Below are 26,118 nucleotides of genomic sequence, written 5' to 3'. Positions count from 1 at the left end.
CTGATGGCTGAGTGTCATTTGCTTTTTAAAACCATTTTCACGATAATCCTTATAATCAAAAGTCACGTTTTGAGTATTGATATTCTTGATTCGATGGTTGCTAATGGCGATTTTATGGGTGTATCTCCCTAAATATTCCACCACCGATGCAGGATGGAGTTTCCTTACAAGTACTATGACTTCTGCTGACTTCTTTACCTAACCAACTCGTGGTTGCAAAGACTTCCCCTGGTAAGAGCTTTTTCCTTCTGTCTATTCCCGCTGCATCTACATAACAACAATCTGATTTATTAGCATGTTCAGAACACTGTTTTGGACTTCGTATTGCTGTGGATACTCATCCTTATTGTTATGCCTCTTATGCAATTTCTGTTCGTCGGTACAGACTTTTGTCGTCTCGCTTCCTTCAGTTCTGGCTTCGCAACCAACAACCTTGCGACGTACTAATGATTCGGGGTTTCAATCCGCTCATAAGGGACTTGCACCCTCTGGAAAAATTACACGCTGTAGGATTTGTTCTCTAATTCAAAATTTGTATTTTCGAATTTTTATCAAACACTACAGCGTGTGTCCTGCTCATGCAGGGCACACACACGCTACAAGAAATTTGGGGATTTGGCTAAATGGCAAAATTGTTTTGTATTTTGAAGATTTGGCAAATCCGAAAGATAACGCTAATTTAATCCCAAACTGCGCAAGGCGCAGGAACGTCAGTCATACGCGCTCGCGACGAAAAAAAATAAAAATCCCGTTTTGGGAACTTTTTTTGTTATCTTTGAAAAAAATAATCATTTGAGAGTAGTAGCTAAAAAAATGCTAAGAGATTTTTGGGAGGTACATGGCGATTGTGAACAACAATTAAAATCATGGTTTCAAGAAGCAAGTACAGCTAAATGGAAAAACCCAAATGAAATAAAATTAGATTATCCTAGTGCTAGTATATTAAATGATAACAGAATAGTTTTCAATATTAAAGGAAATAATTATAGATTGATTGTTAAGGTAACTTATGAGTATCAAATGATTTGGATTCGATTTATTGGAACGCATGCAGAATATGACAAGATTAATGCAAATGAAATTTAAATATTATGGAAATTAAACCTATAAAAACAGAAAACGATTACAATCAAGCTTTACAAAGACTTGAAGTAATCTTTGATGCAAAAAATGGCTCTCCTGAAGGAGACGAACTTGAGGTGCTCGGTATTTTAATTGACAAATATGAAAATGAAAAATTTCCTATCAGTTTACCAGATCCCATTGAAGCAATTAAATTTAGAATGGAGCAAATGGGCTATAATCAAAATGATTTAGCAAATATTGTTGGTTTGAAAAGTCGCGCAAGTGAGATCTTAAATCGAAAAAGAAAGCTTTCTTTGGAAATGATTAGACAATTACATGAAAGGCTTCATATACCTACTGACGTTTTAATTCAGACGTATTAAAAGTACGACTGCCAATCGAGTAGACGGCTCCACCCAAAAGGGAACGGAGTGCGCCTCTAACACCACCGAGCATACGGTTCACGTACTCGGCGGTTCGCAAAATGATGGGTTGAGTTCGATGTAAACATCTGTTAATGATTGATAACCACATTGTTTTAAGCGTTTCAAAGTAATGGTAGTACTCAAAATCGGACTCTGGGCAATTGCCCAACCGCCTTTACGAGTGCGACTAAATGCATAAGCTTGACTTTGGTCAAACCCAAGATACCAGGCAGGCGAACCACACTGGTCAAAAACGGCTGTTTTTGCATAATTTTTTTGTTATACTTGAGATAATACAAACGGAGGTTTTTTCACAGACTGATGTTAACTGTCATTTTACCCCAAAATCGGATGAAAAAGAAACTTATAATATTATTTTTAACTTCAATTTTCTTTCTGAAATGTGAAAAAAAAGAAATTTCTGCTACAATAAAAATCAAAATAGAGTTAGAAAATAAATTAAGTAAAGAGTATCCTGATTTGAATTTTCTCAAAATTTATAAAAATGGAAAATTATTTAAAGAAATTAAACCTGATGGCTTACCATTTATTCAACATTCTATTAAATTAAAAAACTTAGAAGAAGGAAAATATGAGTTTGAATATTTAAATATTTTTGAACAAAAAATTGTAAGAGAATTAATTATTCAGGAAAGTAAAATTTATGAAATATCTCTTAATCCAGATTATTCAGATTACAAACAGAATTTTAAAAAATCGTTAATTAGAAAATTAAAAGTAAATGATAGTTTAAAAATAACGTATAGAAGCCAGGGATGTTTTAACCGTGAAGAGGATAGTGTAATAATTTATAAAAAAGAAAAATTTTATGAATTAGAAAGAAATGGGAAAACAACAAAACTTACCGACAAAGAAGTTAATAATTTAATTAAAATGGAATGCGAACTAAATAATATAAAATTTGGGGGTTGCACAACATCGGACATTTATATATTTTCTGGAAAAAACTTTAAAAAGGATTTTATTGACAATACCTGTAAATGGAATGGCTGGCAAAATCTAAAAGGAGAAATGAAATGGAAATAAAAACAAAAACACTACTGGCGCCAACATACATCTTCTATGTAAATCCTGATTAAGTTATTAACAACTATCTCAATAAAGACACAAAACAAATCTAAGCGAAAATTGTAAAAAATCGTATGTCAAAATTAAAAAAGATAAGAGAAATACAAAATCTGACTCAGGAAGAATTATCTGAAAAATCAGGTGTTTCTTCAAGAACTATTCAGCGAATTGAAACAGGAAAAGAGCCAAAAGGTTATACACTACGCATTTTGGCAAAAGCATTACAAATAGAAGAAAGTGAACTACAAACTGAAAAAAATGAAAAAGAAAGTAGCACTATTACTAACAAAAAACAATTACAAAAAACGATTTTGATTAATTATGCTACACTAAAATTAATCAACCTTTCCTCTATTCCATTCATAATAATTCCACCATTTAATATAATTGTTCCCATAATTCTGATGCTTATCCTGAAACAAAAAAACACATTAACTAAAGAACTCATTTCTGTTCAAATACTTTGGACAATAATTGCTCCCATCGTATTCATTTTAGGCATTTTTTTAAAGTTGGGACATCAATTCACATTAATACTCATGATACTCATCGCTTTATCTAATGTTTTTATTATCCTTCGAAATGCTATAGAAATAGACAGGAATAAAAAACTTTATTATCGATTGAAATTCAGCATGTTATAAAAAAAGTTAGGGTTTTGTCAGTATTTTGTCGGGTTATTGTCGGGTGTGTTTTTTTGGGTAAAAGAGATGAGATTCTAACCTTTGCTAAAATTAATTGTAGCAAAAAAAAGACTCATTATGACAAAAAAGATTCTCGTAAGCATCATTCTTGCCATCACTTTTAGTGTAAACAGCAAAGCTCAGGCTGATAAAAGTTCAAACCTTTATAAAACCATTCTTTCAAAAGACAGTTTACTTTTTGATATAGGTTTTAATACTTGTGACATCAAACAGTTTGAAAATCTATTGAGTGATAACCTAAAATTTTATCACGACAAGGATGGCATTTCTGATAAAACAAAATTTCTTTTCGATTTAAAAAATGGAATCTGCAATAATGAGGAAAATCGTCAGGTAAAAAGGATTTTAGTAAAAGAAAGTACTGAAATATTTCCACTATACAAAAACAATGTTCTTTACGGTGCTGTGCAGAATGGTGAACATATGTTTTCTGAAAAACGAGAAAGCCAGGCGGGAATTGCGAAGTTCACCAACGTTTGGCAATTGGAAAATGGAGAATGGAAATTGACAGCCTCATTTAGTTTCGACCATAAAGCCTGCGAAAATAGAAAAACAGATAATCCAATTTTTGATAATGATACCGAAATTAAAAAATGGCTGAAAGAAAACAAAGTCCCAACATTGGGAATTGGAGTTATTGAAAATGGGAAACTGCATCAGGTAAAAGTTTATGGAGAAATTACAAAAGGTGTTTCTGCACCTTATAATACTATTTTTAATGTAGCTTCTTTAACCAAACCTGTTACAGCTCTGGTTGCATTGAAACTGGTAAGTTTGGATAAATGGACTTTAGACGAACCCATCTACAAGTATTGGACTGACCCGGATATCGCCAATGATCCACGAAATAAAAAACTAACGACAAGGTTTATTTTGAGCCATCAAACAGGTTTTCCAAATTGGCGTTGGATGAATTACAATAAAAAACTAAACTTTCAATTTGATCCGGGAACCAAATATCAATATTCGGGAGAGGGAATGGAATATTTGCGCAAAGCATTAGAAAAAAAGTTTAATAAATCATTACAACAATTAGCCAGTGAACTCCTATTTCAACCATTAAAAATGAACGACACAAGGTATGTGTGGGATAAAAATATAGATACTGCAAGATTAGCCATTGGTTATGACAAAGACGGAAAACCATATGAATCTGTAAAAAACATAACGCCAAATGCTGCCGATGATTTATTAACAACCATTGGAGACTACGGAAATTTTTTAATTAGTGTGATGAACGGTGATGGATTAACAAAAATGGTATTTGATGAAATGATGTCAAACCAGACATCGAGTACAAAAGGAAAACATTTTGGTTTGGGCTTTGAAATTTATGATTTAGGCAATGGTGAATTTGCATTATCTCACGGAGGGTCTGATAATGGTGTTCAGACTATAGTGTTTCTCTTTCCCAAAACAAAGCAAGGCCTTTTGATTTTTACAAACTCTGACACTGGCGTAAGCGTTTATGAAGCGTTACTAAAGCATTATTTAGGCAATAACGGAGAAAAAATATATGAAATAGAAACGAAATAAAAATTGAAACCAAAATAATCAAACAAGCTATTTTAACCGTTTAAAATTTGGTAAGTTTTTTTTTAATTACTCACGACAAGACAATTAGAAAGTGAATAAGAATTCATTAACTTTACTGGTACAGAAATAGAGAGAAATTATTTGATTTTAATTGGCATAATCAAAACGTAGGATTATAATTTCATACTTTAGTTTTCTTTTTTAAATAGATGTTATGAAAAAACAAATAGCACAGGAATTTTTAAAATTAGCTGCAAAAGGTCATTCTCATGAAGCTTTCCGCCTGCATGTAAGCAAGGATTTCAAACACCACAATGTATATTTTAAAGGTGATGCAGACACTTTAATGCTTGCCATGGAAGAATCTGCAAAAAAAAATCCAAATAAAATTTTTACAATTCATCATATTTTAGAAGAGGAAAATTTAGTGGCTGTACATTCGCACATTAAACAAACACTTAATGATTTGGGGATAGCTGTAGTTCATATTTTTAGATTTGAATCAGACAAAATAGTTGAACTTTGGGATTTAGGCCAAGCCGTTCCCGACAAAATGCTTAATGAAAATGGAATGTTCTAAGGAATAATTTTTAGTCACATTATCAGCCGGAAATCGAAATCTGAAACTTGAAACAAAAAACAATAAATAAACTAAAAACCAAAAATCTCTTAATGAACGCTATTTTCCGATTTTCCTCTCTCCTTTCAATCGTTTTCCTATTTTTTAACTATACTAATGCTTTCGCTCAAAAAAGAGAAAATTATTCAAGTAAAATTGACAGTTTAATTAAAGTTGCCGAGCCTAAATTTAATGGCGTTATTATAATTACCAAAAAAGGAAAAACTTTATACAACAAAGCGTATGGCTTTACCAATTTTGAAACTAAAAAGCCTTTAAAACTAGACAGCCAATTTGAAATCATGTCAAACAGCAAACAAATTGCTGCAGTTTTGATATTACTGGAAGTTGAAAAGGGAAAAATTAACTTACAGGATCCAATTAAAAAATATCTTCCTGAACTTGTCCAGAATTGGGCAGATTCTGTTACAGTTCATCAACTTTTAAATCACACGCACGGAATTATAGACATCAATAAACCTTTGGAATTTACGCCTGGAACTAATTTTCATTACGGAAATATAAGCTACAGTCTTTTAGGTCAGATTGTTGAGCATACTTCGAATAAAAGTTATAGTGAAGTTGCCAATGCACTTTTCAAAAAACTGCAAATGAAGAATACTTTTGCTTATAATCAAGACAAAATTCAAAATTTGACTATCGGATACGTAAATAATAAAAATACTTACGAACCTGTCAAAAAAACACTAATAACGTTTAAAAATCTGGGTGCTGATGGTATTGTTTCTACTGCAAACGATTTAGCTGTCTGGAACAATAATCTTCACAAAGGAAAAATTTTAGAACCAAAAACTTATCAATTAATGCTAAAATATAATGTATTGTCGCAGCATAATGTGTTCGGGAAAGAAAAAGAAGGTTACGGTTATGGAATTCGAATTATCGAACATGAACCCGTGAAATATGTTGGCCATACAGGTCTGGGAGATGGTTTTTCTTCTGTAAATTTGTATTTCCCTGAAAGTGATGTTAGTTTGATTGTTTTAGAAAATCAGATGAATGAGAACCCGGATTTGTTTTATGCTTCTGAAATTCAAATCAAAAATATTTTATTTAAAAGCAATTTAGTACATTCCAAAAAATAGGCTTTGGCAAAAAATAAAACAACAATAACAGAAGCTACTATTATCGATTTCATAGATACTTTTATTGATGATGAAACAAAAATAAATGATGGTTTAGAGCTCAAAACATAAAACACAAAGCAGCAAAAGGCTGTATATACATTAAAAAACTAAGTGATGTTAATATCGAAGTTCTTAAAGAAATGATTTTATCTTCAGTAAAAGAATTACAAAAATTATATCCTTCAAAATAAAAAAATCATGATCCTTACACTATTAGTTCTTTTATTAGTTCTTATTTTATATTTTTTATTCCATCCCAGATTCGGAAAAAGACCTTCTGGAGAAAGACTTGCTTTAATACAAAAATCGCCTCAATACAAAAATGGAAAATTCGAAAATGAAAATTTTACTCCGGAACTGGCGGAAGGTTATGGTTATTATGATGTTTTAACCAATTTTTTATTTAAGAAGATTGATCGAAAAATTCCAGCTGATGTTATTCCTTCTATAAAAACAAATTTAAAGGAACTTCCTTTGGATCAGGATGTTTTAATTTGGTTTGGACATTCGTCTTATTATATCCAGCTTGAAGGCAAACGCTTTTTAATTGATCCTGTTTTCAGCGGCAATGCCTCTCCTGTTTACGGAACTACAAAAGCTTTCAAAGGAACAGATATTTATAACTATGATGATATTCCGAAAATTGATTATTTGCTGATAACGCACGACCATTATGATCATTTGGATTATAAAACTATAATGGAACTGAAACCAAAAATAAAAAAAGTAATAACAGCACTTGGTGTTGGTTCACATTTTGAATTTTGGGGCTTTACAGTAGAAAATATTATCGAAAAAGACTGGCATGAAAAGCTACAATTAGATCAAAATATAACGCTTTACACTGCTCCATCGAGACATTTTTCAGGCAGAAGCATCAAGCGCTGTAACACACTCTGGACTTCTTTTATTTTAGAAACCAAAGATTTTAAAATGTATTTGGGCGGCGACAGCGGTTACGATACTCACTTTGCAGCAATTGGCGAAAAACATGGCCCTTTTGATGTTGCACTTATTGATAATGGGCAATATAATCCGGCATGGAAATACATTCACAATCTGCCTGAAGATGTAATGAAAGCGATGAAAGACTTAAAGGCAAAAAGAGTTTTTCCTGTACATAATTCAAAATTTCCTTTATCTCTTCATTCCTGGGATGAACCTTTAATAAAAATAACCGAATTGAATACCTTCTCTGAAAATCCGATTCCATTAATTACTCCGATGATTGGGGAAATAGTTGAACTGAAAAATGAAAAACAGACGTTTAAACAATGGTGGAAAGGACTTAAATAATAATTGTTAATTATTAATAAAGGCTATGTATTCTTAAAACTCTAAATTTTTACTTTTAAAAGAAAAAACATTGAACCTAAAAAAACACATACTCATTTTTATTTTCCTAATTTGTACTTCTGTATTTTCTCAAAACACTTACGTTTTTTTAGGATCTTACAATCGTGATAAAACTACAGAATCAATCCAGGTTTATCAATTGGATACTTTAAATGGAAAATTAGCTAAAATTACTTCGTCAAAAGACATTATCAATCCTTCCTATTTGACTGTTTCTCCAAACGGAAAATATATTTATGCCTGTACCGATACTAAAACACCAAATTCGGGAAGCGTAAGCAGTTTTGAATTTAATCCTGAAAATAAATCACTGGCTTTTTTAAACAAACAACGAAGCGGAGGCGAAAATCCGGTTTATGTATCAGTTCATAAAAATGGTAAATGGCTGGTAAATGCTAATTATACAGAAGGAAGTGTATCAGTTCATCCGCTATTAGAAAACGGAAAAATCGATTCAATTGCACAAAATTTTCAATATACTGACGGAAGCATTCATAAAGAAAGACAAACACGATCTCATGTACATTCGGCTGTGTTTTCTCCAGAATTTGATTATCTGTTTTTACCTGATTTAGGTGCCGATAAAATACGCTGTTATCATTTTGATGAAACTAAAAAACAACCCTTAACAGAAACTCAAAATCCTTTTACAAAAACAGATTTAGAAGCTGGACCGAGACATTTTACTTTTCATCCGAATCAAAAATATGGCTATTCTATTGAAGAAATGACTGGCTCCATAAGTGTTTATCAATATGAAAGCGGGACTTTAAAGAAAATCCAGCGCATTAATGCACATCCAGATAAAATTAAGGAAGGTTTTGAAAGCTCCGACATTCATATTTCGCCTGACGGAAAATTTTTATATGCTTCTAATCGCGGCAAAGAAAACAATATCGCTATTTTTGCTATTGCAGAAAACGGACTTTTAAAAAACATTGGTTATCAATCGACTTTAGGAAAACACCCCAGAATTTTTGCTATTGATGAAACTGGTAAATTTCTGATTGCAACAAATGTAAATTCTGGAAATGTAATTGTTTTTAAAAGAAACCTAAAAAACGGATTGCTCAAAAAAGTCGGAAAGGAAATTAAAATGGAAAATGTTTCCTGTGTTCAGATAAAAAAGATATAACTAAATATTCTTGAAATGACGATATCAAATTTCAATTTAAAGCCTGAAATTTTAGAAAACGAAACGATAAAATTAATTCCGCTACAGGAAGATCATTTTGAAGCACTTTATAAAGTAGCATCCGATCCTTTAATCTGGGAGCAGCATCCTATTAAAGACCGATATCAAAAAGGGGTTTTTAAGTCTTTTTTTGAAACAGCCATAATTTCAAACGGAGCCTTTTTAATTTTAGACCAAAAAACAAACGAAGTTATAGGCACTACCCGATTCTATGATTACAATTCCGAGAAATCTAATATTGGAATTGGTTATACTTTTATTGGCAGAAAATTTTGGGGTGGTCCTTACAATCAATCAACTAAGAAATTACTAATCGATTATGCTTTTCAGAGTGTTGATTCTATACTTTTCCATATTGGTGCAGAAAATTTTCGCTCACAAAAAGCAGTTTTAAAATTAGGTGCCAAAAAAATAAACGAAATGATTTTTCCTGTTAATGATGGAATACTCCACTTTGAATACGAATTAACTAAAGTTAGAAGTTAAGAGTCATAAGTTATTAGGTAAAAAGTAAGTCACTTAATCCCCCCCTCCTTAATCCTTAAATTAAAAAGATGAAAAGAATAACAGTCTTTTGCGGATCCAGTTTTGGCACTGAAGAAATTTACAAAGAGCAGGCAACCTTACTTGGCGAAACATTTGCAAAACAAAAAATCGAATTGGTTTACGGCGGCGCCAATGTTGGTCTAATGGGCGCTGTAGCAGATGGTGTTTTAAGCAAAGGAGGAAAAGCAATTGGAGTTTTGCCTAATTTTTTAAGGTCAAAAGAAATTGCACATCAGGGGTTAACCCAACTTATTCTGGTCGAAAGCATGCATGAAAGAAAAACCAAAATGAATGATTTATGCGATGGTGTTATAGCACTTCCGGGCGGTTTCGGAACCTTGGAAGAGCTTTTCGAAATGCTTACATGGGCTCAATTAGGACTTCATAAAAAACCAATCGCTATTTTGAATATTAATGGTTTTTATGATTCTCTTTTAGAATTAACACAAGTCATGGTCAATAAGGGCCTGCTTAAAGATATCAATCAGGAAATGCTTTTGGTGAGTAACACTATTGATGATTTATTGGATAAAATGAATAATTATACAGCTCCAACCGTTGGAAAATGGATTGATAAACGGGACATTTAATTTTTTTGCATATCTGAATTTCTGTTTTTAACATCATTTCCAGAATAACTTTCTTATCTTGTAGCTCCAAAAAAAAACTGAAATATCTATTACAAATGCAACATTTAAAAGCCTATTCCTTTTTATTAGCCCTGATTTTATTTACAAATTTTACTAACGCACAAAAAACAGATACCGGCAACTGGTTTATTTATTTTGGAAACCAGGCTATAAATAAAAAATGGAACTGGCATAACGAAGTACAATACCGTAATTATAATTTTGCTGGTGACACACAACAATTATTATTAAGAACTGGAATTGGATATAATCTGACGGAGAATAATAACAATATTTTATTAGGCTATGGTTTTATTAATTCACAAAATTACATACCCGGAACAGATGATAAAACTCAAAATAACGAGCATCGTATTTACCAGCAATTTATAACGCGTCAGAATTTTGGCAGGGTTTATCTGCAACATCGCTATCGTGTGGAGGAACGCTTTTTAAAAGATGATTTTAAAATGCGTTTTCGTTATTTCCTTGCTTTGAATGTTCCTGTAAACAAGCCTAAAATGGAAGAAAATGCGTTTTATATTTCGGCTTACAATGAAATTTTCATTAATGCAGATTCACCAACTTTTGACCGTGATCGTGTATATGGAGCATTAGGTTATGTGATTAACAAAAATTTCAGGGTTGAAGCAGGTTTCATGAGACAAATTCAGGAAAAAACCGGGCGTAATCAATTTCAGATTGTAATTTATAACAATATACCTTTTAGCAGCAGTAAATAACATTTCAAAAATCTGTAAATATGGCAGCAGTAAATAATAACTTTGCAAAAGCCGAAATGCTAATTAGAAAGCCCGTTTCAGAAGTTTTTGAAGCTTTTGTTAATCCTGTAATTACCAGTAAATTTTGGTTTACAAAAGGATCGCACAAATTAGAAGAAGGAAAATCGACTGAATGGACCTGGGAAATGTATGGTTTTTCGCTTACCGTCTTAACCAAAGTTATAGAAGAAAACAAACGGATTGTTATTGAATGGGGAAATAAGGAAGAAGAAACTATTGTTGAATGGATATTTAATCCTTAAATGAAAAAGAAACTTTCGTGAGTATCACCAATTCTAATTTTAAAGGAAATGCTGATAAAATAATTTCTGAAGTTCGTAATTCTACTGAAGGTTTTACTTTGGTTTTGGCAGGAGCTAAAGCTTTTTTAGAACATCAGATTCAATTGAATTTAGTATTAGACAGATTTCCCAAAGGTCTTAGTTAATCATTCTAAAATAATTGTCATGACCAGAATTTCTATTCCAAAACCCGCAAATATTGATGAGTACATTGGAGGTTTTCCAAATGATGTTCAGGAAATTTTAGAAAGAGTAAGAATGACGATTCAAAAGGCTGCCCCTGATGCCAAAGAAAAAATCAGTTACTCGATGCCTGCTTTTGAACAAAACGGAATCGTTGTTTATTTTGCCGCTTATAAAAATCATATTGGTCTTTATGCATTGCCAGACGGTCATGCAGCATTTAAAAACGAACTTTCAAAATATAAATCAGGAAAAGGTTCTGTACAATTTCCGCTAAATCAACCTGTCCCCTTAGATTTAATTGCCAAAATTGTAAAATACAGGGTGCATGAAAATCTTGAAAAAGTAAAAAATAAATAATCAAATATGAATTTATCTGAACATTATACTGAGCTTTTTAAAACCTCATCGGAACTTATTTTATCTGAGAATTATATAATAGATCCTAAAATTTGTCATGTTTCGGATAAAAGATTTGGAGTTACTTTACTTGTTCGTCCCAATGCAGAAATAAAAGCTAATATACAGGCATTCATGAAAGAATTAAAAAAAACAGAACCAGACCAGTATTATTATCCAAATGCTGATATTCATATCACCATTATGTCTATCATCTCATGTGCCGAAGATTTTACTTTGGAAAATTTTTCTACATCTGATTATATTAAAATCATTGAAAAAAGTCTGGTAGATGTAAACGAAATCGGGATTGATTACGTTGGTGTTACGTTATCTCCTTCAGCTATAATGATTCAGGGGTTTCCATCGGATGATTCATTGAACATTTTGCGTGACAAGCTTCGTGATAACTTCAAAAACTCTTCTTTAACTCAGAGTATTGACAGCCGTTATAGTATCTCGACAGCCCATTCGACAGTAATGCGTTTTCAAAAAAAATTAGATAATCCTAAAAAACTAATAGAAGTCGTTGAGAAATTTAGAAACCACAATTTTGGAAAATTTACGGTTGAAAAAATTGAACTTGTTTATAATGACTGGTATCAGCGTGAAAGAAACACTCTTAATTTGTGTGATCTTTATCTAAAGTTTTTTTAAGGTGTTTTACACTTTTAACCCTTCTTCAAAATATTCCCCAGACCCCTACCAATTTGCTCAATCGCTTCAAGTCCTTTTGTTAATGGTGTAGCATTGAAGTCTTCGTACGCATCCATAGAAGTTACTTTGTTTTCGTCTTGTGGATAAACTAAAATTATATTATTATCATGAAACGATTTTTCAAATTTCTGAGGTAATTTATCAAAAATCGATTGGTACGAAACAGATCCTTTTCTCGATAAATTAAACACAATCAAATCGGTAGATTTAATTTCATCTGAAATCACTTCAAAATCATCCCACTCTAAAATTCCTTTGAAACCTAATTTTGCAGTTAATTTTAAACTATTCGCAATTTGCTGAATGGCCTGATAGGTCTTATATTCAGCATAAATCACAATCGGAATACTTAATTCCTGTGATAATCTCCCTATTTTCTGCAATAAGAGATGAAAGCCTACTCCTCTTTCAGAAAAAGGCGGGCAAAGAAAAACTAATCTTTTCTCTTCTATAAAAGTCTTTTGAAATCTGCAAATGAATAAAGTTTTATCTACGTTATTGATGATAGAATCTACATTTTCTCCAAAAATTTTATCCAAAAAACCGGTTTTACTTGGCCAGCCAATGATCACAATATCCGACATGATTTCTTTAGAGGTTCGTGAAATTCCACTAGCCGGATTATGGTCGATTCTGGCAATTGTATTAATTTTTATTTCTGAAGCCGAACCCTGAATGACAAATTTATCAACTGCTTTTTGATACTTTATAATATTAATTTCTGCCTGATCATTATTAGGAACAATCGTCAATAATGTTACCGGATTGGCTGATTTTTTATCTTTTATCAAAAGTGCAAAATCCAATAAAGGCTCTGTAGTTGATGTTTTTGCTAACGGAATTAAAATGTGTTCATCTAAAATTTTATCTTTATTAGCGGCATCTTCCGTAGAAACCTCCTCCTCACAGATTGCAATTTTTTTAGCAGCTTTTTCGGTAGCAAAAGAAGCCACAATACAAGTAATCAATATTAAAATAATAGTGCCGTTCAGTATATTCTCATCAAGAATTTTTGCTTTAAATCCAACCAAAATCACGGCCAGCGTTGCAGCAGCATGTGCACTGCTTAACCCAAAAATTAATTGTCTTTCTGTTTTGGTGTATTTAAAAATAATTTGAGTAAAAAATGCTGCAATCCATTTTCCAAAAATAGCCACAACACTCAAAGTCCCGGCAACTATAAGCGCTGTTGGTCCGCTTAAAATCACACTAAAATCAACCAGCATTCCTACAGAAATCAAGAAAAAAGGAATGAATAATGAATTGCCAATAAACTCAATTCTGTTCATTAAAGCTGAAGAATGAGGAATTAAAGGATTTAAAGCCAATCCTGCAACAAAAGCACCAATTATGGGCTCTACTCCTGCTACTTCTGCTAAAAACGCAGCAAAGAAAACTACTGAAAGTACGAAAATATAATGGGCATGTTTTTCGCTTTCCAATTTTTTAAAGAACCATTTTGCAATTCTGGGAATCAATAAGAACATTATTGCTGAAAAAATAGCCAGTGAAACGCCTAATTTTATCCAGAAAGCCTGATTTAACTTTCCCTGACTGCTTCCCATAATAATCGCCAAAATAATTAAAACGGCTGTATCTGTCAGAATCGTTCCGCCTACTGTTATGGCAACAGCCTGGTTTTTAGCAATCCCTAATTTACTCACAATTGGATAAGCAACCAATGTATGCGTTGCAAACATACTTGCTGTTAAAAAACTGGCATTAAAATCATATTTTAAAATATAAAAGCAAACTGGAAAACCTATTGTTAGTGGCAGAATAAAAGTAAAAAAGCCAAATAATAGACTTTTATTCCTATTGGCTTTAAATTCATTCATGTCCATCTCTAAACCTGCAATAAACATGATATAAAGCAATCCTATAGTAGAAAACAAATCGACTGCAGAACTCTTAGCTAAAATATTAAGCCCATGAGGACCAACTAAAACCCCAGAAAGAATAAGCCCTATAATACCGGGAATATTTATTTTTTTTAATAAAATTGGACAAAGCAGAATAATGAAAAGTATTAATGAAAAAATTAATACGGGATTGCTTAAAGGCAATTCGAATTCGCTAATAAAGTGCTTAAAAAATTCTATCATAATCTAATTTTATCTTCTTTGCAAAATTTCAATTTTCATAAAAACCATTCAAAAATTAAAAAAAACAAAAAGTAATTGTTTATGTAGTTTTCATTTGAAAAACTAAAAAACAGACTCTTTTAGCGATTGCTTCGCTGCAAAAATACCGAAAAATAATACTCCTTTTTATAAAAGATATATATAAAGCATTAATTTTTATTTCATTATCAAATTATTAATATATAATATTTTTTTTAACAAAAATGCAACATTAACAAATGCAAATACAACTTCTTTGCATTATTCAATTATCTTTGTTTTAATAAAAAGTTTAACAATGGAAGAATGTATTTCTGTTTTTGATATGCTTAAAATTGGGGTTGGCCCATCGAGTTCACATACACTTGGCCCATGGCGGGCAGCTGAACGTTTTTTAGAAGAATTGAAAGCCCAATCTGTTTTAGAAGAAATTTCCAGAGTTAAGGTTGACTTATATGGTTCCCTTTCATTAACAGGTAAAGGCCATGCCACAGATTTAGCTGTTATGTTGGGTTTAAGTGGTCAGGATCCTGAATATATCCCCGTTGAAAATATTGCAGGGATTATCAAAACTATCGAAACCAAAAATGAAATTATTCTGGGGAACCAGATTACAATTCCATTTTACTTTCTTCAGGACATTATTTTCAATAAAGATTTTCTTCCTTTCCATGCAAATGGTTTAAAGTTTACTGCTTATAAAGCCGATAATTCGGAATATGAATCTACTTTTTATTCAATTGGTGGCGGTTTTGTTGTAAAAGAAGAAAGAACGAATGCCAAAATAAAAGAGGAAATAAAATGTGCATTTCCGTTTATGATTGATAATGCTAACGATTTATTAAAATATTGCATCGAGGAGAATAGGAAAGTATCAGAAATCGTATATGAAAATGAAAAATCTATGCGTCCTGAAACTGAAATCCACTCAGAGTTAATGCGTATCTGGCATACGATGTTAGAATGCATGTATATTGGATGTCATTCTGAAGGAGTTTTGCCTGGTGGACTTAATGTTCGCAGAAGAGCTTTTGATATGCATCAGAATTTAATTGGCTTATCAAATTATCATGATCCGCAATCCTGGCTGGAAGAAATCAGAAAAACGGAAGTTAAATTTCGTCAGATTCTGAAATGGGTAAGCTGTTTTGCACTTGCAGTTAACGAAGTTAATGCATCACTCGGACGCGTTGTTACTGCTCCTACTAATGGAAGTGCAGGTGTAATTCCGGCAGTTTTGATGTATTATTTAGTTATTGAAAATCATGATGCCGGCGAGAAAGAAATTAAACAATTTTTGATGGTTGCAGGCGAGATTGGAAGCTTATTTAAACAAGGATCTACTATTTCGGCAGCAATGGGAGGCTGTCAGGCCGAAATTGGCGTTTCATCTTCGATGGCTGCTGCGGCACTTTGTGAATTAATGGGAGGTACAGCTGCTCAGGTTTTAATGGCCGCCGAAATTGCCATGGAGCATCATCTTGGCTTAACCTGCGACCCAATTGGCGGTCTGGTTCAGATTCCGTGTATCGAAAGAAATACAATGGGAGCCATAAAAGCCATAAATGCAGCCGAATTAGCTTTAGAGACCGATTCTAAAAATGCAAAAGTACCACTTGACAAAGTAATTAATACCATGTGGCAAACGGCAAAAGATATGAATTCAAAATATAAAGAAACATCCGAAGGCGGTTTGGCAATTGCTGTAAATATGGCAGATTGTTAGTATAATATTGCTTAATTTTGCGGAAAAAATTTCGTTTTAAAAAAATCATCTTTAAAACTATTCAAAAAAAATTAAAAAAGTTATCAATGTCAACAGCAAAAAAAGATTATAAAAGAATCACTACCAAGTCGCTAATCGAAATGAAAATCAATGGCGAAAAAATTTCTATGCTAACGGCTTACGATTATACGATGGCGAAAATTGTTGATACAGCAGGTGTCGACGTCATTTTAGTAGGTGATTCTGCTTCAAACGTAATGGCTGGTCATGAAACGACCTTACCTATTACGTTAGATCAAATGATTTACCACGCTTCATCTGTGGTTCGTGCTATCGAAAGAGCTTTAGTTGTAGTTGATTTACCTTTTGGAAGTTATCAGTCTGATCCAAAAGAAGCATTACGTTCTGCGATCAGAATCATGAAAGAAAGCGGTGGACATGCCGTAAAGCTGGAAGGAGGGAAAGAAATTAAAGAATCTATCAAAAAAATATTAAACGCAGGAATCCCGGTAATGGGACATTTAGGTTTGACTCCTCAATCTATCTATAAATTTGGAACTTACACGGTTCGTGCCAAAGAAGAAGAAGAAGCTGAAAAACTGATTGAAGATGCCAAAATGCTGGAAAAAGTTGGTTGTTTTGCAGTAGTTTTAGAAAAAATACCTGCTGATTTAGCCGAAAAAGTAGCCAAAAGCATTTCAATTCCTGTTATCGGAATCGGAGCCGGAGGAGGCGTTGACGGACAAGTTTTAGTTATTCATGATATGCTGGGAATGAACAATGAGTTCAGTCCGCGTTTTTTGCGCCGTTATTTAAATCTTTATCAGGAAATGACCTCTGCAATTGGACAATATGTGACGGATGTGAAATCAAGTGATTTTCCTAATTCTAATGAGCAATACTAGACTTATTCGATTTAGATATTAGACTTCTTAGGCCTAATCTCTAAATTCTTATGGCACTAAGAAGTCTAAGTTATAATAAATAATATAATAAAGAATATGCATCAATTTAAAGAGCTTTTAATTTGGAAAAAAAGCAGATTGTTTTGTTCTAAAATTTATAATGTAACTGCTTCTTTCCCTAATGAAGAAAAATTTGGAATTACAAATCAATTGCGAAGAGATTCCATTTCTATTTCCTCAAACATTGCTGTAGGATCTTCAAGAAATTCTAATAAAGATTTTGCAAGATTTTTAGAAATTGCAATTGGTTCTGCTTTTGAACTAGAAACACAGCTTTTAATTTCTTCTAAGTTGGGATTTATTAATGAAGAAAAAACAATTGAACTAACAAACTGTTAGAGGAAATCACAAAAATGACATCAAGATTTAGAGTAACTTTATTATAATCTTCAAATCTAAAATCTAATAAGCCTAAGCAAATCTAGAAATTTAAGTAAGTCTAATATGAAAATCATTTCAGATAAAAATAATCTCCAAATTATACACGAAGACAACCATATTATTGTGGTAAACAAACGTGTGGGTGACATTGTACAAGGTGATAAAACAGGAGACAAACCCTTATCTGATGTTGTAAAAGAATACATTAAAGATAAATACAATAAACCTGGAGATGTTTTTCTGGGGGTGATTCATCGCCTGGACAGACCTACATCCGGAATCGTAGTTTTTGCCAGAACAAGTAAAGCATTAGCACGAATGAATGAAATGTTCAGTAATCGCAAAACACAAAAGACTTATTGGGCAGTTGTAAAGAATAAACCTCAGGAAGCAACTGCTAAATTGGTTCATTATTTAAAAAGAAACGAAAAAAACAACACCTCTAAAGCACATGTAAAAGAAGTTCCCGACAGTAAAATTGCCAGTTTAGATTATACGGTATTTAAAGAACTTCAAAATTATGCGGCTTTAGAAATCAATTTACATACGGGTCGCCATCATCAAATTAGGGCACAACTGTCTGCAATTGGCTCTCCAATAAAAGGGGACTTAAAATATGGTTTTGACCGAAGCAATCCCGATGGAGGTATTCATCTTCATGCCCGAAAGTTAGTTTTCATTCATCCTGTCTCCAAAGAAAACATTACTCTAACTGCCCCAACCCCAGATGAAACCATTTGGAATGCCTTATGATTTTATGATTTAATTGTTAAATTTTCAATTTATATCAAGTAACTTGCATAGTCGAAAAAATTAGCTGCAGTAAAAATGGACTATAAAAATGATATAAAATACCGAAAAGAAACGCTTAAAAAATTACTTTTTAATATTCAGAAAAATGAGGATTTAATTGTAAAAGCCCTATTTGATGATTTTAAAAAACCGGAATTTGAAGCTGTTATAACAGAAACTAATTATGTTATTTCAGAATTAAAAAGCACTATTAAAAATATTGATAAATGGGCTAAACGGGAACGTGTTTTTCCTTCGCTGTTAAATTTTCCTTCTACCGATTTTATTTATAAAGAACCCTATGGGGACGTTTTGGTTATAGCGCCTTGGAATTATCCTTTTCAATTGGCTTTATGTCCTTTAATTTCTGCTGTTGCTGCCGGAAACAAAGTGGTTTTAAAACCCTCAGAGCTTACCCCGAATACTTCTGTCATAATTGCTAAAATAATTGAAAAATCATTTCACATCAACCATGTTGAAGCTGTTCAGGGCGGTATCGAAGTTTCAGATAAATTACTGGCAAAACGGTGGGATTATATTTTCTTTACCGGAAGTGCTGCGGTCGGGAAAATTGTAGCCAAAGCTGCTGCCGAACATCTGACACCCATAACTTTAGAACTAGGTGGCAAAAACCCGTGTGTTATTGATCAGACTGCCAATCTAAAACTGGCAGCAAAACGTATTGTATGGGGAAAATTCATCAATGCAGGACAGACCTGTATTGCCCCGGATTATATTCTGATTCAAAAAAATATGAAAATCAAATTCATTACTTTTTTGATTGATGAAATTATTCAGGCTTATGGCAAGAAAATAGAAAAATCACCTGATTATGCCCGCATTATCAACACCAAAAACTGGGTTCGCCTAACAGGCATGATAGCGCCGGAAAAAGTCATTTTTGGTGGAGAATCCGATCCTGATGATTTTTACATTTCGCCTACTCTGCTTGATGAACCTGAATTGGAAAGCCCGGTAATGCAGGAAGAGATTTTTGGTCCTCTTTTACCCATTCTCGTTTATGAATCTGAGGATGACATTGATGCGGTAATCCGTAAATATGAAAAGCCTCTGGCGTTTTATATTTTTAGCGAAAATGATTCTTTTACGAAAAAAATGATTTCAAACTATTCTTTTGGAGGCGGCTGCATCAACGATACGGTTGCTCATTTTTCGAATAAAAGATTGCCTTTTGGCGGTGTAGGTTACAGTGGAATAGGTGCTTATCATGGAAAACTAAGTTTTGATGTTTTTTCACATCATAAAGCAATTGTAAAAAAAGGGAACTGGCTCGATCTTCCCATGCGTTATGCACCTTACAAAGACAAATTAAAAATAATTAAAAGGTTATTGAACTGGATGTAGAAAGTAAAATTATACTTTTACTATTTCGCAGATTGTGTATTGGAATTGATTAAAAATGCTATATTTACGTTTGAACAATTAACTTAAATACTAAAAATATAAGGCAATTCTACTAAATATGAAATCTACACTTAATCAAATCGAAGACATAAAAAACAACGGTTACTCGTTAGATTTTTCTAATGTTTTTAATCATGCTTTTGAAAATTATAAAAAAATAGCTCTTTATGCAGGTCTAATCTTGCTGGTCATTTCCATCTTTTCATTTTTTCTTGGCGGTGGAATATTAATTTCTTTATATGGTGCTGAACATTTTAATAAACAGTTTTTTGAGAATTTACAGAACGAACAGCCAGCAGGAACCACTATATTGATTTATACGCTTGCTGCAACTTTTGTAACTGCTATTACTAGTCCTTTTACTGCCGGTTTTTTAAAAATGGCAGACTGTGCCGACAAGGATGAGGCATTTAATTTTTCGACTGTTTTTACTTATTACAAGGCTCCTTATTTTTCTCGTCTTTTTACTGCTACTTTATTGATAGGCTTAACTGGCGGACTCATTTCTGTAGCTTTCAATTTCATTGGTATTAGAATAATTGACAGTATTTTTGCTATACTTATTTCCCTTTTTACTTCTCTTACTGTTCCGCTTATTATTTTTGGAAATCTTGACATAATAGAAGCTATAAAATCAAGTATCGTAATTGTAAGCAAACAGCCTGTTGTGATCGCACTGTTATTTATAGTCGCGGCAATTGGTTCTGTTATTGGATTCATTGGCTGCTGTATTGGTGTCGTTTTTACAATTCCTATTACGTATTCTGTTAAATATGCTATTTATAGTGCCATTCTGGAAATTGAAAATCCAGATTCAATTGACTCAATTGGACAATCAGATTCGGAATAAATAAAGGATCTCATTTAAACTAAACCAATACACAAATTCTATGGTAATCAACTATAGTTTTTTATACTTATTGAATTCAGGGCTTACCATTTTCGGCAGCGCCCTGAAATCAAATGAGACAAACTGGTTTAACTCAAATCTTATTTTTTACCCTAATTCTAAATTAATCCTCTTAGGTTTTTGTCTCTTTATATTTATTGCTTTATTTCTTTACCAGTTTTTTAAAATCAAAATCAGAATCGGTTCTTTCATTGAAAAAAATAAGGAAAACGAAATTTCACCTAAAGAATATCAACTTTATCTGCTATTCTTCAGTATTACTATTATTCTTGTAGAAATTATTAATGAAATTTTTAAAATAAGACCAAAAAGTCTTTTATATATTAATTTATCAATTGGGTTTTCGATCTTATTACTTTACTTTTTAACGATTAAAATTCCGTATTTAAGAAACAAAATTTCAATAATTTTTATTTCCATATTCTTATTATTTACAACTTATATTGCCCGTAATATTATTATTTTGCCAAATGATGTTGTGCCGATCATTTCCTTTTTAATTTCCTTTTATTTTTCTTACAGTATACTAAGGCCTATAAAAATCTATTGGTGCTTTGTTACCGTCATATTTATTTATCACATCATCAATGCTGTATTTGATTTCATACCGGTAAAATCCTCTGTTTTGCTATTTACCTTTTGCCTGGTTATTTTTGTTATCAATCAGGTAAAGTATGCTATCTTTTTAAATACCCGTGATAGTTTAAGATTTACTAATGAAATTGTTCATAAAGGAAGTTCGCTAACGATTGCCTGTAATAAAAAAGGGGAAGTCATTTTTTGCAGTGAATCTATTACTGAAATATTGGGATACCGCACCGACGAAGTTATGGGAATGGGCTTCTGGACTTATACTGAAGATCCCGATTTTATTGGTGATAAATTTTTAGACAATTATCAGGACAATATTTTATACACCCGCAAATTGAAGTGCAAAAATGGTGAGTACAAGTATATCCAATGGAAAGACAAACAGTTTTCTGAAAATTTATTTATAGGAATCGGACAAGATATTACGGAGCAAATTAAAATACAGGACCAATACAAAAACCTGATTCAGACCGCAGCAGATATTATTTTTGAAATTGACACAGAAGGTAATTTTACTTTTATCAATGAATTTGCATTTTCTGTTTTACACTATACTGAAAAAGAAGTTATCTCAAAACATTATGCCAATTTTATTCATCCTGGATACCGTAAAAAAGTTGCCGAATTTTATAAAAACCTTGAAGAAAAAGAATTTAATCACGACACCATTGAAATCCCTATCTTAAAGAAAAACGGTGATGCCATCTGGATTTCGCAAAAGGTAATTATCCGTAAAAATGATTTTGGAAAAACTATAGGTTTTGCCGGTATCGCAAGAGATATTACCGAGCTTAAAAATAATGAAAACGAAAAAAGAATCAGGCTTGAAAAAATTGAGTCCTATAATAATTCTACCAAAAAATTATCCACTACCGACTTTAGCCATTATGACAACTTAAATAGTGTCATTGACTTTATTATAGAAGAAGCTGCTATATCAAAAGCAAAAAGAATCAGTTTCTGGAAATATTTCAATGATACCATTATCTGCAAAAATATTTACAGTAAAGATAAAAATGATGTTTATAACAAAACTATTCTTGATAAGGTTTCATTCCCTATTTATTTTGAAACCTTAAAAAACAAGTCTATCATAAATGCTCCCGACGTTTTTAATAAACTGGAAACCTCTGAATTTCAAAAAGACTATTTCATCAAAAACAGAATTCTGTCTATGCTTGATGTCCCCGTCTTTTTTAGTGGAAAACTGGCTGGAGTAGTCTGTTTTGAGAGTACAGAAGAAAAAAGAGAATGGGACAATGAGGATATTAATTATGCGCGTACTATTTCAGATGTGATCTCGCTGGCCATTTCGTCGCAAATGCGGTTAAAAGCTGAACGAAAACTAGAATTTAAAAGTCAATTATTATCCGCATTAGCACTTTGTACAGAAAAATTTCTATTGAGCAAAACTACTGAGGAAATGTTTCAGGAAACTTACAACATTATAGGTAAAGTTGCACATGCAGACCATATCTATTATTACGAAAAAGATTTTGATACGAATACCATCAGCCAAAAATACAAATGGTCAAGAGAAGAAAACACAGGTGAAAACGTTATTCTTCAAAAGTTTACGGAAACGGATTTAAAAGAAATAATTGAAAAAGCCAACAACAAGAAAATCCTAAACACGCTGACCAGGCAATTAGAGGATACTTTTTTTAAAAACTTACTTCTTACACACAACATTAAATCGATATTGATACTTCCTTTGTATGTGCGTGATGTCTTTAGCGGATTTATTGGTTTTGATGACTGCCAAAATGAACATAAATGGTCTGAAGAAGAAATTTATATTTTTCAAACCCTTGCCAATAATATTTCATCGGCTTTAGAACGAAATCGCAATCAGACTAAAATTGTTGAAAGTGAAGAGAAATTTAAATTAATCGCTAATAATATTCCCGGAACTGTCTACCTATCTAAATTTGATGCTTTTTCTACCAAAATATTCCTGAATGACCAAATTTTAAATCTTACCGGATATTCGAAAGCCGAATTTCTTGAAAACAACCTTTCCTTTTTATCGCTCATCCATCCAGATGATAAAGATGACGTAGTGAATAACCAGTTTCATAATTTAAAAAACGGAAAAGCACTTCACAACACTTATCGGATTAAAAGAAAAACGGGCGACTATATCTGGATTGAAGAATTTGGAGATGTTATTAAAAAGGGAGATGAAATTGAATTTGTTGGCGGAATCTATTTTGACATTACCAATAAAAAACAAACTGAAGATGCTATAAAAGCAAAACAGCTTGCTGAAGCGGCCAATAAATCAAAATCTGATTTTTTGGCCAATATGTCACATGAAATCAGAACGCCGCTTAATGGCATTATTGGTTTCACGCATTTACTCATGAAGACTGAACTTGAAGATATTCAGAAAAGATATATGACTACGATTAATCAATCTGCGCATTCTTTATTAGAAATTATAAACGATATTCTTGATTTTTCTAAAATAGAAGCCGGAAAATTAGACTTATATATTGATTTATATGATATCAATAAAATACTGGCACAGGTATCCGACCTGATTGTCTATGAATCTAATTTAAAAAACCTGCAGCTTGAACTGAATATAGCCCCTGATGTACCAAACTATATCTGGACCGATATAGTAAGGCTCAAGCAAATTTTAATTAATTTATTATCAAATGCGGTAAAGTTTACCCACCAAGGCTCCATTACAGTCACTGTTTCGGTTTTAGAAAGAAAAGAGAATAATATCTGTGTGATTCGATTTTCTGTGGTGGATACCGGTATTGGCATTTTAAAGCAAAACCAAAAGAAAATTTTCAAGGCTTTTTCTCAAGAAGACAGCTCTACTACCCGAAAATTTGGCGGAACCGGGTTAGGTCTTACCATTTCCAACCAATTACTAGCTCTTATGGAAAGCCGTCTGCAGCTTGACAGCAAAATAGATAAAGGAAGCAATTTTTATTTTGATCTGACCCTTAAAACCAGTGACCGGAACAACAATGAAAAGTATAAAACTGATTTTAGTATTTTAAATCCTGAACCGAGCCCGCTACCACATCATCCCAGTACTGCCCAATTTACTTTTTTGATTGCAGAGGACAACAAAGTAAATATGCTGCTGTTAAAAACAATTATCAAAAACCTATACAGTGATGCTCTAATTTATGAATGTGAAAATGGCTATGAAGCGGTAAAAGAATTTGAAACAATTAATCCTGACCTTGTTTTTATGGATATTCAAATGCCTATCATGAACGGTTATGAAGCCGCCGCCGCCATAAGAAACTCTTCAAAAGGGAAACTGACTCCTATTATTGCCGTGACAGCCGGTACTGAAAAAGAAGAACGAAATAAGTGTCTTGTTTCCGGAATGAACGATTATATCCCGAAACCGATCATGAAAGGTTCTGTGGAAGAAACCTTAATAAAATGGCTAAAATAATTACTTTTTTTATTAGTCATTTGTTTAAAAAAAATATAAATTCGTGTTGCACAAACCTCAATTAACTTAAATACATTCTTTTATGAAATGGCTAGGCAGAAGACAAAGTGACAACGTTGAAGACAGAAGAGGCATTTCTGGCGGAAAAGCAGTTCTGGGAGGCGGCGTTATTGGTATCATTATTTTGTTACTAAACGTTTTTGGCGGTGAAACCGGCCAAACAGTAGGATCTGCTTTAGAACAACTTCAAGGCAGTCAGCAACAAACTGAGGCAGCAGCTCCTTTGAGTGCTGAAGATGAAGAAATGGGTAATTTTGTACGTGTAATCCTCGCTGATAACGAAGATATCTGGGGCAAAATCTTTGCCGAGAACGGCATGACTTATAAAAAACCAAAACTAGTGCTGTTTAGAGGATCTGTACAAACAGCCTGTGGCGGTGCTTCCTCTGCATCTGGGCCATTTTACTGCCCGGGGGACCAGAAAGTCTATATGGACCTTGCTTTTTTTGAGGAACTCAAAACCAAATTTGGCGCCAAAGGCGGTGATTTTGCCATTGCTTATGTTATTGCCCACGAAATTGGACACCATATCCAAACCCTTTTGGGTACCTCAGCCCAGATGCGCCGTGACCAGGAAGGAAAAAGTGAAGCTGAAGCCAACAAACTCTCTGTGGCACTGGAACTGCAGGCGGATTTTTATGCCGGTGTGTGGACGCATTATAATAAAGAAAACCTTGATACCGGAGATATTGAAGAGGCGCTAAGTGCTGCCAATGCTGTAGGTGATGATGCCATACAGAGTAAAATGCAGGGACATGTAGTGCCGGACTCTTTTACCCATGGTACTTCTGAACAAAGGATGTACTGGTTTAAGAAAGGCTTTACCAGCGGTGATATCAAACAAGGTGATACTTTTGATGAAATATAATCCTATTAAAACCAACCGATAATAACCAGAAAAAGCATGATGTAAAAGTCATGCTTTTTTTATATTTTATTATTGTCTAGTCCTGAAATAGCGATACACAAAAAGCATCGTTATGGAAGATCAAATAAAATATGTAAAGCGTAGTCAAC

General features: G+C 32.7%; 25 protein-coding genes and 1 pseudogene. 24 read left to right on the top strand and 2 right to left on the bottom strand.

Going from position 1 to position 26,118, the window contains the following annotated elements; all coding sequences use genetic code 11:
• A pseudogene (locus ACEN2I_RS19260) lies at positions 1-153 on the bottom strand (transposase); the annotation flags it as partial.
• A gap of 639 nt (positions 154-792) precedes the next feature.
• On the opposite strand from ACEN2I_RS19260, the gene ACEN2I_RS19255 reads away from it, so the two are divergent.
• The 16 genes from ACEN2I_RS19255 (at position 793) to ACEN2I_RS19180 (ending at position 12,635) form a co-directional block, all read left to right on the top strand.
• The gene (locus tag ACEN2I_RS19255) at positions 793-1,086 is read left to right on the top strand and encodes a type II toxin-antitoxin system HigB family toxin (RefSeq protein ID WP_441767720.1); all 294 of its coding nucleotides are present in this window, start codon (positions 793-795) and stop codon (positions 1,084-1,086) included.
• 5 nt (positions 1,087-1,091) lie between these two features.
• A complete protein-coding gene (locus ACEN2I_RS19250) occupies positions 1,092-1,448 on the top strand; it encodes a helix-turn-helix domain-containing protein (protein WP_441767719.1) in 357 nt (118 codons plus the stop codon).
• A 393-nt stretch (positions 1,449-1,841) separates the two neighbouring features.
• A complete protein-coding gene (locus ACEN2I_RS19245; RefSeq protein WP_441767718.1) occupies positions 1,842-2,537 on the top strand; it encodes a hypothetical protein in 696 nt (231 codons plus the stop codon).
• Positions 2,538-2,653: 116 nt separating this feature from the next.
• On the top strand, positions 2,654-3,223 hold the full coding sequence (locus ACEN2I_RS19240; protein ID WP_441767717.1) for a helix-turn-helix domain-containing protein: 570 nt from the start codon (positions 2,654-2,656) through the stop codon (positions 3,221-3,223).
• Between the two features lie 117 nt (positions 3,224-3,340).
• Complete coding sequence (locus ACEN2I_RS19235; RefSeq protein ID WP_441767716.1) at positions 3,341-4,819, top strand: serine hydrolase; 1,479 nt, start codon at positions 3,341-3,343, stop codon at positions 4,817-4,819.
• 214 nt (positions 4,820-5,033) lie between these two features.
• Positions 5,034-5,399: a nuclear transport factor 2 family protein gene (locus ACEN2I_RS19230; protein WP_441767715.1), complete on the top strand. Its 366-nt coding sequence runs from the start codon at positions 5,034-5,036 to the stop codon at positions 5,397-5,399.
• 92 nt (positions 5,400-5,491) lie between these two features.
• A complete protein-coding gene (locus ACEN2I_RS19225; protein ID WP_441767714.1) occupies positions 5,492-6,544 on the top strand; it encodes a serine hydrolase domain-containing protein in 1,053 nt (350 codons plus the stop codon).
• A 240-nt stretch (positions 6,545-6,784) separates the two neighbouring features.
• A complete protein-coding gene (locus ACEN2I_RS19220; protein ID WP_441767713.1) occupies positions 6,785-7,882 on the top strand; it encodes an MBL fold metallo-hydrolase in 1,098 nt (365 codons plus the stop codon).
• A 70-nt stretch (positions 7,883-7,952) separates the two neighbouring features.
• Positions 7,953-9,077: a lactonase family protein gene (locus tag ACEN2I_RS19215; RefSeq protein WP_441767712.1), complete on the top strand. Its 1,125-nt coding sequence runs from the start codon at positions 7,953-7,955 to the stop codon at positions 9,075-9,077.
• 15 nt (positions 9,078-9,092) lie between these two features.
• Entirely contained in the window at positions 9,093-9,623 is a 531-nt protein-coding gene (locus tag ACEN2I_RS19210; protein ID WP_441767711.1) for a GNAT family N-acetyltransferase, read from the top strand.
• 68 nt (positions 9,624-9,691) lie between these two features.
• The gene (locus ACEN2I_RS19205; RefSeq protein ID WP_441767710.1) at positions 9,692-10,273 is read left to right on the top strand and encodes a TIGR00730 family Rossman fold protein; all 582 of its coding nucleotides are present in this window, start codon (positions 9,692-9,694) and stop codon (positions 10,271-10,273) included.
• Between the two features lie 95 nt (positions 10,274-10,368).
• The gene (locus ACEN2I_RS19200) at positions 10,369-11,055 is read left to right on the top strand and encodes a DUF2490 domain-containing protein (RefSeq protein WP_441767709.1); all 687 of its coding nucleotides are present in this window, start codon (positions 10,369-10,371) and stop codon (positions 11,053-11,055) included.
• Between the two features lie 20 nt (positions 11,056-11,075).
• Positions 11,076-11,357, top strand: coding sequence for an SRPBCC domain-containing protein (locus tag ACEN2I_RS19195; protein ID WP_441767708.1), 282 nt, complete (start codon positions 11,076-11,078; stop codon positions 11,355-11,357).
• A gap of 17 nt (positions 11,358-11,374) precedes the next feature.
• The gene (locus ACEN2I_RS19190) at positions 11,375-11,542 is read left to right on the top strand and encodes a hypothetical protein (protein ID WP_441767707.1); all 168 of its coding nucleotides are present in this window, start codon (positions 11,375-11,377) and stop codon (positions 11,540-11,542) included.
• A gap of 19 nt (positions 11,543-11,561) precedes the next feature.
• Complete coding sequence (locus ACEN2I_RS19185; protein ID WP_441767706.1) at positions 11,562-11,939, top strand: iron chaperone; 378 nt, start codon at positions 11,562-11,564, stop codon at positions 11,937-11,939.
• A gap of 6 nt (positions 11,940-11,945) precedes the next feature.
• Positions 11,946-12,635 carry a 2'-5' RNA ligase family protein gene (locus ACEN2I_RS19180; RefSeq protein WP_441767705.1) on the top strand — a complete coding sequence of 230 codons (690 nt, stop codon included), beginning with the start codon at positions 11,946-11,948 and terminating at the stop codon, positions 12,633-12,635.
• A gap of 14 nt (positions 12,636-12,649) precedes the next feature.
• On the opposite strand, the gene ACEN2I_RS19175 is transcribed toward ACEN2I_RS19180, so the two are convergent.
• Positions 12,650-14,800 carry a cation:proton antiporter gene (locus ACEN2I_RS19175; protein WP_441767704.1) on the bottom strand — a complete coding sequence of 717 codons (2,151 nt, stop codon included), beginning with the start codon at positions 14,798-14,800 and terminating at the stop codon, positions 12,650-12,652.
• Between the two features lie 316 nt (positions 14,801-15,116).
• Between ACEN2I_RS19175 and ACEN2I_RS19170 the strand changes: the two genes are divergently transcribed.
• The 8 genes from ACEN2I_RS19170 to ypfJ all read left to right on the top strand — a co-directional run bounded on the left by ACEN2I_RS19170 (position 15,117) and on the right by ypfJ (position 25,969).
• A complete protein-coding gene (locus tag ACEN2I_RS19170) occupies positions 15,117-16,544 on the top strand; it encodes an L-serine ammonia-lyase (protein ID WP_441767703.1) in 1,428 nt (475 codons plus the stop codon).
• Positions 16,545-16,630: 86 nt separating this feature from the next.
• A complete protein-coding gene (gene panB, locus ACEN2I_RS19165; protein ID WP_441767702.1) occupies positions 16,631-17,449 on the top strand; it encodes a 3-methyl-2-oxobutanoate hydroxymethyltransferase in 819 nt (272 codons plus the stop codon).
• 96 nt (positions 17,450-17,545) lie between these two features.
• The gene (locus ACEN2I_RS19160) at positions 17,546-17,848 is read left to right on the top strand and encodes a four helix bundle protein (protein WP_441767701.1); all 303 of its coding nucleotides are present in this window, start codon (positions 17,546-17,548) and stop codon (positions 17,846-17,848) included.
• 105 nt (positions 17,849-17,953) lie between these two features.
• Positions 17,954-18,643, top strand: coding sequence for an RluA family pseudouridine synthase (locus tag ACEN2I_RS19155; RefSeq protein WP_441767700.1), 690 nt, complete (start codon positions 17,954-17,956; stop codon positions 18,641-18,643).
• A 75-nt stretch (positions 18,644-18,718) separates the two neighbouring features.
• A complete protein-coding gene (locus tag ACEN2I_RS19150) occupies positions 18,719-20,047 on the top strand; it encodes an aldehyde dehydrogenase (RefSeq protein WP_441767699.1) in 1,329 nt (442 codons plus the stop codon).
• A gap of 118 nt (positions 20,048-20,165) precedes the next feature.
• Entirely contained in the window at positions 20,166-20,957 is a 792-nt protein-coding gene (locus tag ACEN2I_RS19145) for a hypothetical protein (protein WP_441767698.1), read from the top strand.
• Positions 20,958-21,642: 685 nt separating this feature from the next.
• Positions 21,643-25,041, top strand: a complete 3,399-nt coding sequence (locus ACEN2I_RS19140) for a PAS domain S-box protein (protein WP_441767697.1) — start codon at positions 21,643-21,645, stop codon at positions 25,039-25,041.
• Between the two features lie 82 nt (positions 25,042-25,123).
• Positions 25,124-25,969 carry a KPN_02809 family neutral zinc metallopeptidase gene (gene ypfJ, locus ACEN2I_RS19135; RefSeq protein ID WP_441767696.1) on the top strand — a complete coding sequence of 282 codons (846 nt, stop codon included), beginning with the start codon at positions 25,124-25,126 and terminating at the stop codon, positions 25,967-25,969.
• Positions 25,970-26,118: the final 149 nt, after the last annotated feature.

The sequence above is a fragment of the Flavobacterium sp. W22_SRS_FK3 genome, from assembly GCF_052113665.1.
Lineage (GTDB): Bacteria > Bacteroidota > Bacteroidia > Flavobacteriales > Flavobacteriaceae > Flavobacterium.
Note: the sequence above shows the minus strand (reverse complement) of the source record. Positions and strands in the feature narration are given on the sequence as shown.

Coding starts and splice junctions, on each gene's coding strand:
- ACEN2I_RS19185 (WP_441767706.1), top strand. CDS start 11,562: ATGACCAGAATTTCTATTCCAAAACCCGCAAATATTGATGAGTACATT.
- ACEN2I_RS19220 (WP_441767713.1), top strand. CDS start 6,785: ATGATCCTTACACTATTAGTTCTTTTATTAGTTCTTATTTTATATTTT.
- ACEN2I_RS19200 (WP_441767709.1), top strand. CDS start 10,369: ATGCAACATTTAAAAGCCTATTCCTTTTTATTAGCCCTGATTTTATTT.
- ACEN2I_RS19160 (WP_441767701.1), top strand. CDS start 17,546: ATGCATCAATTTAAAGAGCTTTTAATTTGGAAAAAAAGCAGATTGTTT.
- ACEN2I_RS19180 (WP_441767705.1), top strand. CDS start 11,946: ATGAATTTATCTGAACATTATACTGAGCTTTTTAAAACCTCATCGGAA.
- ACEN2I_RS19250 (WP_441767719.1), top strand. CDS start 1,092: ATGGAAATTAAACCTATAAAAACAGAAAACGATTACAATCAAGCTTTA.
- ACEN2I_RS19205 (WP_441767710.1), top strand. CDS start 9,692: ATGAAAAGAATAACAGTCTTTTGCGGATCCAGTTTTGGCACTGAAGAA.
- ACEN2I_RS19155 (WP_441767700.1), top strand. CDS start 17,954: ATGAAAATCATTTCAGATAAAAATAATCTCCAAATTATACACGAAGAC.
- ypfJ (WP_441767696.1), top strand. CDS start 25,124: ATGAAATGGCTAGGCAGAAGACAAAGTGACAACGTTGAAGACAGAAGA.
- ACEN2I_RS19225 (WP_441767714.1), top strand. CDS start 5,492: ATGAACGCTATTTTCCGATTTTCCTCTCTCCTTTCAATCGTTTTCCTA.
- ACEN2I_RS19170 (WP_441767703.1), top strand. CDS start 15,117: ATGGAAGAATGTATTTCTGTTTTTGATATGCTTAAAATTGGGGTTGGC.
- ACEN2I_RS19235 (WP_441767716.1), top strand. CDS start 3,341: ATGACAAAAAAGATTCTCGTAAGCATCATTCTTGCCATCACTTTTAGT.
- ACEN2I_RS19240 (WP_441767717.1), top strand. CDS start 2,654: ATGTCAAAATTAAAAAAGATAAGAGAAATACAAAATCTGACTCAGGAA.
- ACEN2I_RS19145 (WP_441767698.1), top strand. CDS start 20,166: ATGAAATCTACACTTAATCAAATCGAAGACATAAAAAACAACGGTTAC.
- panB (WP_441767702.1), top strand. CDS start 16,631: ATGTCAACAGCAAAAAAAGATTATAAAAGAATCACTACCAAGTCGCTA.
- ACEN2I_RS19210 (WP_441767711.1), top strand. CDS start 9,093: ATGACGATATCAAATTTCAATTTAAAGCCTGAAATTTTAGAAAACGAA.
- ACEN2I_RS19245 (WP_441767718.1), top strand. CDS start 1,842: ATGAAAAAGAAACTTATAATATTATTTTTAACTTCAATTTTCTTTCTG.
- ACEN2I_RS19175 (WP_441767704.1), bottom strand. CDS start 14,800: ATGATAGAATTTTTTAAGCACTTTATTAGCGAATTCGAATTGCCTTTA.
- ACEN2I_RS19195 (WP_441767708.1), top strand. CDS start 11,076: ATGGCAGCAGTAAATAATAACTTTGCAAAAGCCGAAATGCTAATTAGA.
- ACEN2I_RS19230 (WP_441767715.1), top strand. CDS start 5,034: ATGAAAAAACAAATAGCACAGGAATTTTTAAAATTAGCTGCAAAAGGT.
- ACEN2I_RS19150 (WP_441767699.1), top strand. CDS start 18,719: ATGGACTATAAAAATGATATAAAATACCGAAAAGAAACGCTTAAAAAA.